The organism is Burkholderia sp. Tr-20355 (genome assembly GCF_017104685.1).
In the GTDB taxonomy this organism is placed as follows: Bacteria; Pseudomonadota; Gammaproteobacteria; order Burkholderiales; family Burkholderiaceae; genus Burkholderia; species Burkholderia seminalis.
In genome coordinates, this window is record NZ_JAAGPK010000264.1 from 1 (window position 1) to 6,569 (window position 6,569).

4 protein-coding genes and 2 pseudogenes are annotated in these 6,569 nt (G+C 70.0%); 1 reads left to right on the forward strand and 5 read right to left on the reverse strand.

The annotated features are described in order from the left end of the window. Positions 1 to 590 (reverse strand): thiamine pyrophosphate-binding protein (locus G3N62_RS33590; protein ID WP_277399664.1); only part of this gene is annotated, 590 nt, incomplete at its 3' end. Positions 591 to 991: 401 nt separating this feature from the next. On the opposite strand from G3N62_RS33590, the gene G3N62_RS33595 reads away from it, so the two are divergent. Next, the gene (locus G3N62_RS33595; protein WP_124670017.1) at positions 992 to 3,097 is read left to right on the forward strand and encodes a TonB-dependent receptor; all 2,106 of its coding nucleotides are present in this window, start codon (positions 992 to 994) and stop codon (positions 3,095 to 3,097) included. Positions 3,098 to 3,127: 30 nt separating this feature from the next. Here G3N62_RS33595 and G3N62_RS33600 read toward each other — a convergent pair. From G3N62_RS33600 to G3N62_RS33615, 4 genes and pseudogenes are all read right to left on the reverse strand, one after another. Continuing rightward, a pseudogene (locus G3N62_RS33600) lies at positions 3,128 to 4,310 on the reverse strand (arsenic transporter). Between the two features lie 37 nt (positions 4,311 to 4,347). After that, positions 4,348 to 5,613, reverse strand: coding sequence for an MFS transporter (locus G3N62_RS33605; RefSeq protein WP_049032425.1), 1,266 nt, complete (start codon positions 5,611 to 5,613; stop codon positions 4,348 to 4,350). A 13-nt stretch (positions 5,614 to 5,626) separates the two neighbouring features. Continuing rightward, a complete protein-coding gene (locus G3N62_RS33610) occupies positions 5,627 to 6,172 on the reverse strand; it encodes a hypothetical protein (protein ID WP_034191835.1) in 546 nt (181 codons plus the stop codon). Positions 6,173 to 6,212: 40 nt separating this feature from the next. Continuing rightward, positions 6,213 to 6,569 (reverse strand): annotated as a pseudogene (locus G3N62_RS33615) (hypothetical protein); the annotation flags it as partial.

Below are 6,569 nucleotides of genomic sequence, written 5' to 3' on the forward strand. Positions count from 1 at the left end.
TCGAACGACACCGCGGCCGCGCGAACGACGGCCGGCGACACCGAACCGCCGCGCACCGCGACCGACTGCAGATCCACCGGCAGCACGAGCGTCGCGACGCCGCGCCGCGCGCCCATCGCGGCCGCAATCGCGTCGGCCGTATCCGTCGCGAGATCCGCGGCGCGCGCCACGCTGCGATACCACACCGACACCGGGCGGGCGAGAGATTCGATGTCGGACGTGAGCGGCGCGTCGTACTTCAGATGATCGCGCGTGTGATCGCCGACGATGTTCAGGATCGGCGTGCGGGCGCGGCGCGCGTTGTGCAGGTTCGCAATGCCGTTCGCGTGCCCGGGCCCGAGGTGCAGCAGCGTCATCGCGGGTTTGCCGGCCATGCGGCCGTAACCGTCGGCCGCCCCGGTGCATACGCCCTCGAACAGCCCGAGGATCGGGCGCACGCCCGCCACGGTATCCAGCGCACCGACGAACGGCATCTCGGTGGTACCGGGGTTCGCAAAACAGACGTCGACGCCCGCGTCGCGCGCCGTGGCGAGCACGACGCCCGCCCCGCTTCGTGTTCCGGCATCGATGTCCAACTGTGGGATGTTCATGCGTCCGCTCGACGGTTTGAATGAAGTGGATATCACTTTAATCCCGAATTACGGGATTTGTCAAACTCGCCAGTGCGCGAATAACGCCAAACAGATCCTCGTTTACCCGGAAAAAATTCGACTGGATAGTGCTATCAAGGCTCAACCCCGGCGATTTCCCATGTCCTGAGCTCGTCGCAAATTCCCGCCATTCGGAATTCACGAAATCCACCGATTGCACCAACTTCCATGGCCGCGTGCCTGTGACGAGCCGCATCGCGTCGCACACAAAAATGCGATCTTACGATTGCAAATGACTCTCATTTGCATTAAATTTCCGCGCAAATGTACCGTTTGGAACACAGATGCCGATGCGCAACCGTCAGCCCTGCCCGAACGCCAACCACATCAAAGGACAGGGTATGAGCAGGAAGAAATGGGCGGCCGCACCGATGGCCATCGTCGTCGGCGCGGCCGGCGTGGGCACCGCCGACGCGCAGGAGGCGACGCTGCCGACCATCGAGATCGCCGGGCAGCGCGCGAGCGCGCCGTTTCGCACGCGTGACTCGACGAGCGCGACGCGCAGCGAGGCGGATGTGATGGAGATCCCGTTCGCGGTCAGCAGCGTCGATGCGCAACTCGTGCGGACCGTCGCGGCGACACGCGGCGAGGACCTGTACGACTGGGTCGCGGGCGTCGCGCGGCAAAACAGCTTCGGCGGGCTGTGGGACAACTACGCGGTGCGCGGCTTCGCCGGCGACGGCAACACGTCCGGCACCGATTACCTCGTCAACGGCTTTTCGTGGAATCGCGGCATCGGCGTCCCGCGCGACACCGTCAACCTCGAGCGCATGGAAGTGCTCAAGGGGCCGGCGTCGGCGCTGTACGGGCGCGGCGATCCGGGCGGCCTCATCAGCTACACGACGAAGCAGCCGCAGTTCACGCGCGCGAATACCGTCGGCGTGTCGGCCGGCAGCTATGGCGCGTTGCGCGAGACGCTCGATTCGACCGGGCCCGTGACGAAATCGCTCGCGTACCGCTTCGTCGCGATGAACGAGAACAACGGCAGCTTCCGCGATACGGTGTCGAGCAAGCGCTACCTGTTCGCGCCGTCGTTCACGTGGGACATCGGCGCGGACACGACGCTCCATTACGAATTCGAGAGCGTGCGCCAGCGCGCGCCGCTCGATCGCGGCGTGGTCGCGGTTGGCGGGCAGCTCGGCGCGATTCCCGCGTCGCGCTTCCTCGGCGAGCCGCGCGACGGCGACTTCGACGTGCGCAACACGGGCCATCAGTTCACGCTCGAGCATCGCGTCGATGCGAACTGGTCGGTCAACGCCGGCTTCGCGCAGCGCACCACCGACCTGTCCGGCCGCTCGTCCGAGGCATTCGCGCTGCAGCCGGACGGCCGCACGCTGTGGCGCCGCTACCGGCAAGTCGCGTTCCACTCGAACGACCTGCAAGGCCGCGTCGAAACGGCCGGCAAGTTCCGCACCGGCGGCATCGGCCACACGCTCGTGCTGGGTATCGACGCGTACCGCTTCAACTACGACCAGTTCGTCGCGCGCTCGACACCCACGGCCGCCGCGCCGTATGCGATCGACATCTTCGATCCCGTCTACGGCCAGCCGGCGCCCGTGCCGCGCACCGCGACCAACCTGCTCGAGCGCGACGACGGCCAGGGCGTCTATGCGCAGGACACGCTCGCGTTCGGGCCGCACTGGAAAATCCTCGCGGGGCTGCGCTGGGATCGCTTTCATCAGTCGGTCGAGAACCGCCTGAAGGGCACGACGAGCCACCAGTTGCAGACCGCGTTGAGTCCGCGCCTCGGCATCGTGTACGAGATGAGCCCCGCGCTGTCGCTGTATGCGAACACCGCGTATTCGTTCCGGCCCAACAACGGCGCCGACGTAAACGGCCGCGCGTTCGATCCGGAGAAGGGGCATGGCTACGAAGTCGGCGCGAAATGGGCCGGCGCACGCTGGCTCGCCACCGTCGCGGCATTCCACGTCAACAAGCGCAACGTGCTGACCGCCGATCCGGCCAACGCCGGCTTCTCCCGCGCGGCGGGCGAGGTGCGCAGCCGCGGCGTCGAATTCGAATGGAACGGCGACCTGGGTCACGGCGTGCGCGGCCTCGTCAACGTCGCCTATGTCGATGCCGCGGTCACGCGCGACGCGGTGCTGACGCCCGGCGCACGCCTCGTCGACATTCCGCGCCTGAGCGGCAGCGCGCTGCTCCTGTACGAAACCGCGGTGCCGTTCGCGGACAAGGCCGGCGCCGGCGCCGGCGTGATCTACGTCGGACGCCGGGCCGGCAATACCGCGAACACGCAGGACGGGTTCGACCTGCCGGCCTATGCGACCGTGCAGCTGAACGGCTATGTGCAGATCGACAAGCATCTGCGCGCGTCGGTCGTGCTGAACAACCTGTTCAACCGCACCACCTACGTCAGCTCCTACAACAGCCTGTGGGTCACGCCAGGCGCGCCGCGCAGCCTGTTCGCGTCGCTCGCCTACGCGTTCTAGCCGGAATCGGCCGGCCGCCGCGCACCGCGGTCACGCGCCGAGCGCGAGCCGTGCGGCGAGCGCGAGCAGCAGGGCCGGCAACATCACGCACGCGCCGACCGCAAGGAACGCGCGGAAGCCGACCTGCAGCCCCTCGCGCCGGATAGCCGCGAGCCACAGGATCGTCGCGAGCGATCCGGTCACGGACAGGTTCGGCCCCAGGTCGACGCCGATCAGGATCGCGTCGATCACCCGGTGCGGGCTGCCCGCGGCGTCGATCGTCGAGCTCGCGAGGAGTCCGGCCGGCAGGTTGTTGACCAGATTCGACGCCAGCGCGATCGCGACGCCCGCCACGGCCGCGGCGGTCTGCTCGCCGCTTGCCGTCAGCGCGCGCAGCAGCCCGGCCAGCGCACGCACCGCGCCGCTCCGGTCGAGCGCCTCGACCAGGACGAACAGCCCGGCGACGAGCGGCAACACGCTCCATGAAATCGCGCGAACGATCGGCACGGCGGCCGTGCGATCCCGAACCAGCACGCACGCGACCGTGACGACACCCGCCGCCGCGGTCGGCAACCCGAGCGGAAGATCGAGCGCCGACACCGCCATCAGCGCGGCGGCCGTGACCGCGATGCCGGCCAGCGCGATACGGCCGCCGCCGGTGAGCGGCCGCGTCGGCAGGCCCGATTCGCAACGACCGCGCAGCGCGTGTCGCTGGGTGATCCGCAGCATCCCGTACGTGCAGGCGATCGACACGACGGACGGAACCGCGAAGTGGGCCAGCCATGCGCCGAGCGGCGGCATGCGCGCGCCGTACAGCACGAGATTCGCCGGGTTCGAGATCGGCAGCACGAAACTCGCCGCGTTCGCGACGAACGCGCAGATGTACAGCAGCGGCAGCGGCTCGGCCTTCGCGCGGCGCGCCCACCAGGTAGACGAGCGCGAACAGGCGCCGGGGCGAACCCTGCGCGCGATTGACGACGCGCGTCGCGACCCAGTCGAACAGCCCTTCGCGCCGCGCGACCTCGGACAGCAGCATCATGCCGGTCAGGAACAGGTACACGTCGCCGCCCTTCGCGACGGCCTCGAGCGCCGGATGCACGGGCAGCAGGCCGCATGCGACCAGCAGCAGCGCGCCGCTCACCGCCCAGGTCGCCTCGGGCCAGCCGAACGGACGCGCGATGACGCCCGCCGTGGCGAGCGCGGAAATCAGCCATGCAAGCGAAACGGAATTCATGGACAAGTCGGAAATGACATGGAGAGGACAGGCACGTTCATGACGACGTGGCCGGCAGATCGGCCGGCTTGCCGCACACGCTGCTCAGCGCGCGCGCATGGCCGAGCCAGAGCGCGAGCGACCCGGTCGACACGGCGCCCAGCACGACGAATGCGGCCGGATAACCGAAGTGCTGCGCGAGCACGCCGCCCAGCGCGGGACTGAGCGCCGCGCCGATGCCCTGCGCGGTCGCGACGGCGCCCTGCCCGGCGTTCACGCGGCCGGAGCCGTGCAGCAGGCGTACGACGAGCGCCGGCACGACGACGCTCTGCAGGCCGGCGCCGATACCGTCGAGCACCTGCACCGGCCAGACGCCCGCCTCGCTCATCAGGACGGCGGCGAGCGCGCCGCGCACCGGCAGCACCAGATAGGACAGCAGCAGCACGCGCCAATAGCCGTGCGCGCGGATCAACCGGGGTGCGAGCCACGCGGCCGCGATCATCACGAGCTGCGCGATGACGATGGTCTGCGCGGTGAACATGCTCGCGTTGCTGCGATGCGTGGCGACCACGCCCATCCCGTAGAGCGGCAGCATCGCCGCGTTGCCGAGATGAAACAGCGCGAGCGACGCACCGAGCAGGACCAGCGGCCGGTTCGAGGCCAGCGTGCGCATGCCGCCGACGCGCATCGTCGGCGCGCCCGCGGGCCGGTCGTCGTGCGCGGCAAGCGTTCGCGGCGCGGCAGGCTCGGTGTCGAGGCCACGCGCGCACGCATGGTCGATGGCCTGCCCGGGAATCGCCAGCGTGCTCGCGATCGCGAGGATCGTGAACACGGCGACGAGCGCGAACACCGCGTCGAATCCCGCATGCCAGCCGAGCCAGCCGGCGAGCGCCGCGCCCACGACGTTGCCCGCGTGGTTCGCCATCTGGTTGCGGCCGAACTGCCGGTCGAAACCCTGCCGGCGCGCGATGCCGAGCGTCACGCCCGCGACGGCCGGCGCCAGCGCCGCGCCGCCGACGGCGGCCAGGATCTGCGACGCCGCCACCGCCGGATAGCCGTCGGCGACCATCAGCGCCAGCGAGGCGAGCGCCGTCACGGCGGTGGCCACGATGATCAGCGCGCGCTTCGCGCGCAGCGCATCGACGAGCGCGCCGGCCGGCGGCGTCGCGGCCATCGCGGCGAGCCCGGCCAGCGTCATGACCGAGCCGATCGCGTCGGCACTCCAGCCGCGCGACAGCAGGATCACGCCGACGAACGGGCCGATGCCGGCCTGCACGTCGGCCAGGAAAAAGTTGAGCGCCTCGAGCGCGCGCGTCGGTTTCATGGTCGACGGGCGGTCATTCGTCTTCCGCATCGACGAGTTCGGCGATCTCGCTGACATCGAGCACGGCGCCGTATCGCGTGACGACGCCTTGTCCCCACGCCATGACATGGACACCGGCGCGCAGATAGTCGCTCAGTTCGGCCGCCGCATGGGGCGGCACCCGCAGCACGGCACCGTTCGCCAGCAACGCGCCGTTCAGCTCGCCTTTCGGGCCGTGCAGCGCGAACGCGACCTCGCCGCTCATCTCCATCGGCTTGCGGCCGCCATGCGGCGGCTTCGGCGCACCGTGCACGGGCCCGTCGTCGACGATCTCGACGCCGTGGCGCCCGGTCAGTTGCACCGCGGCGATCGTCTCGGCGCCGCGCATCTTGACGCCGCGCACGCGAATGCGGTCGCCTACCTCGATGTGGCGAACCAGTTCGCGGCCCAGATGCGGCGGCACGTGAACCTGCAGGTCGCCGTTCAGGACCAGGCCGTCGATGTCGCCGTGCGGGTTGAGCAGGAACTGCGTGACGCGGCCGCGCGTTTCGGGCAGGCAGGCGGGATCGATCCAGTGCATGGCAGGACTCCTTATTGGATGAAGAGAAAACGACGCGCGATCAGCGCGCGACGTCGTCATAGAGATTCACGACGCGGCCCGGCGCACCGAACGCGGTGGCCTGCAGCGCTTCGCCATAGGCGTTGCGCGTGCCGTACCCGACCGCGGCCACGCGCGCGCCGGGCACGAGCAGCCCGCCGAATTGCTGGGCGGCCGGCACGGTCAGCTTGACGATCGCGCCGTCGTCGAGCATCACGCCGTCCGGCTCGCCGCGCGGCGCGCGCATGATGCGCCGCACGACGCCGGACACGCTGATCCGGGTCAGATTGACGCCGCGCAGCGCGGGCGGCATCGGCGCGGCAGGTGCCGGCGGCTGGTCCGACAGCGACGCGCCGGTGCGGTCGTTGCGCCCGACGCG

Bases quoted from the DNA above. Each gene is read 5' to 3' on its own strand.
- G3N62_RS33595 (WP_124670017.1), top strand. From the start codon at position 992: ATGAGCAGGAAGAAATGGGCGGCCGCACCGATGGCCATCGTCGTCGGC.
- G3N62_RS33605 (WP_049032425.1), bottom strand. From the start codon at position 5,613: ATGAAACCGACGCGCGCGCTCGAGGCGCTCAACTTTTTCCTGGCCGAC.
- G3N62_RS33610 (WP_034191835.1), bottom strand. From the start codon at position 6,172: ATGCACTGGATCGATCCCGCCTGCCTGCCCGAAACGCGCGGCCGCGTC.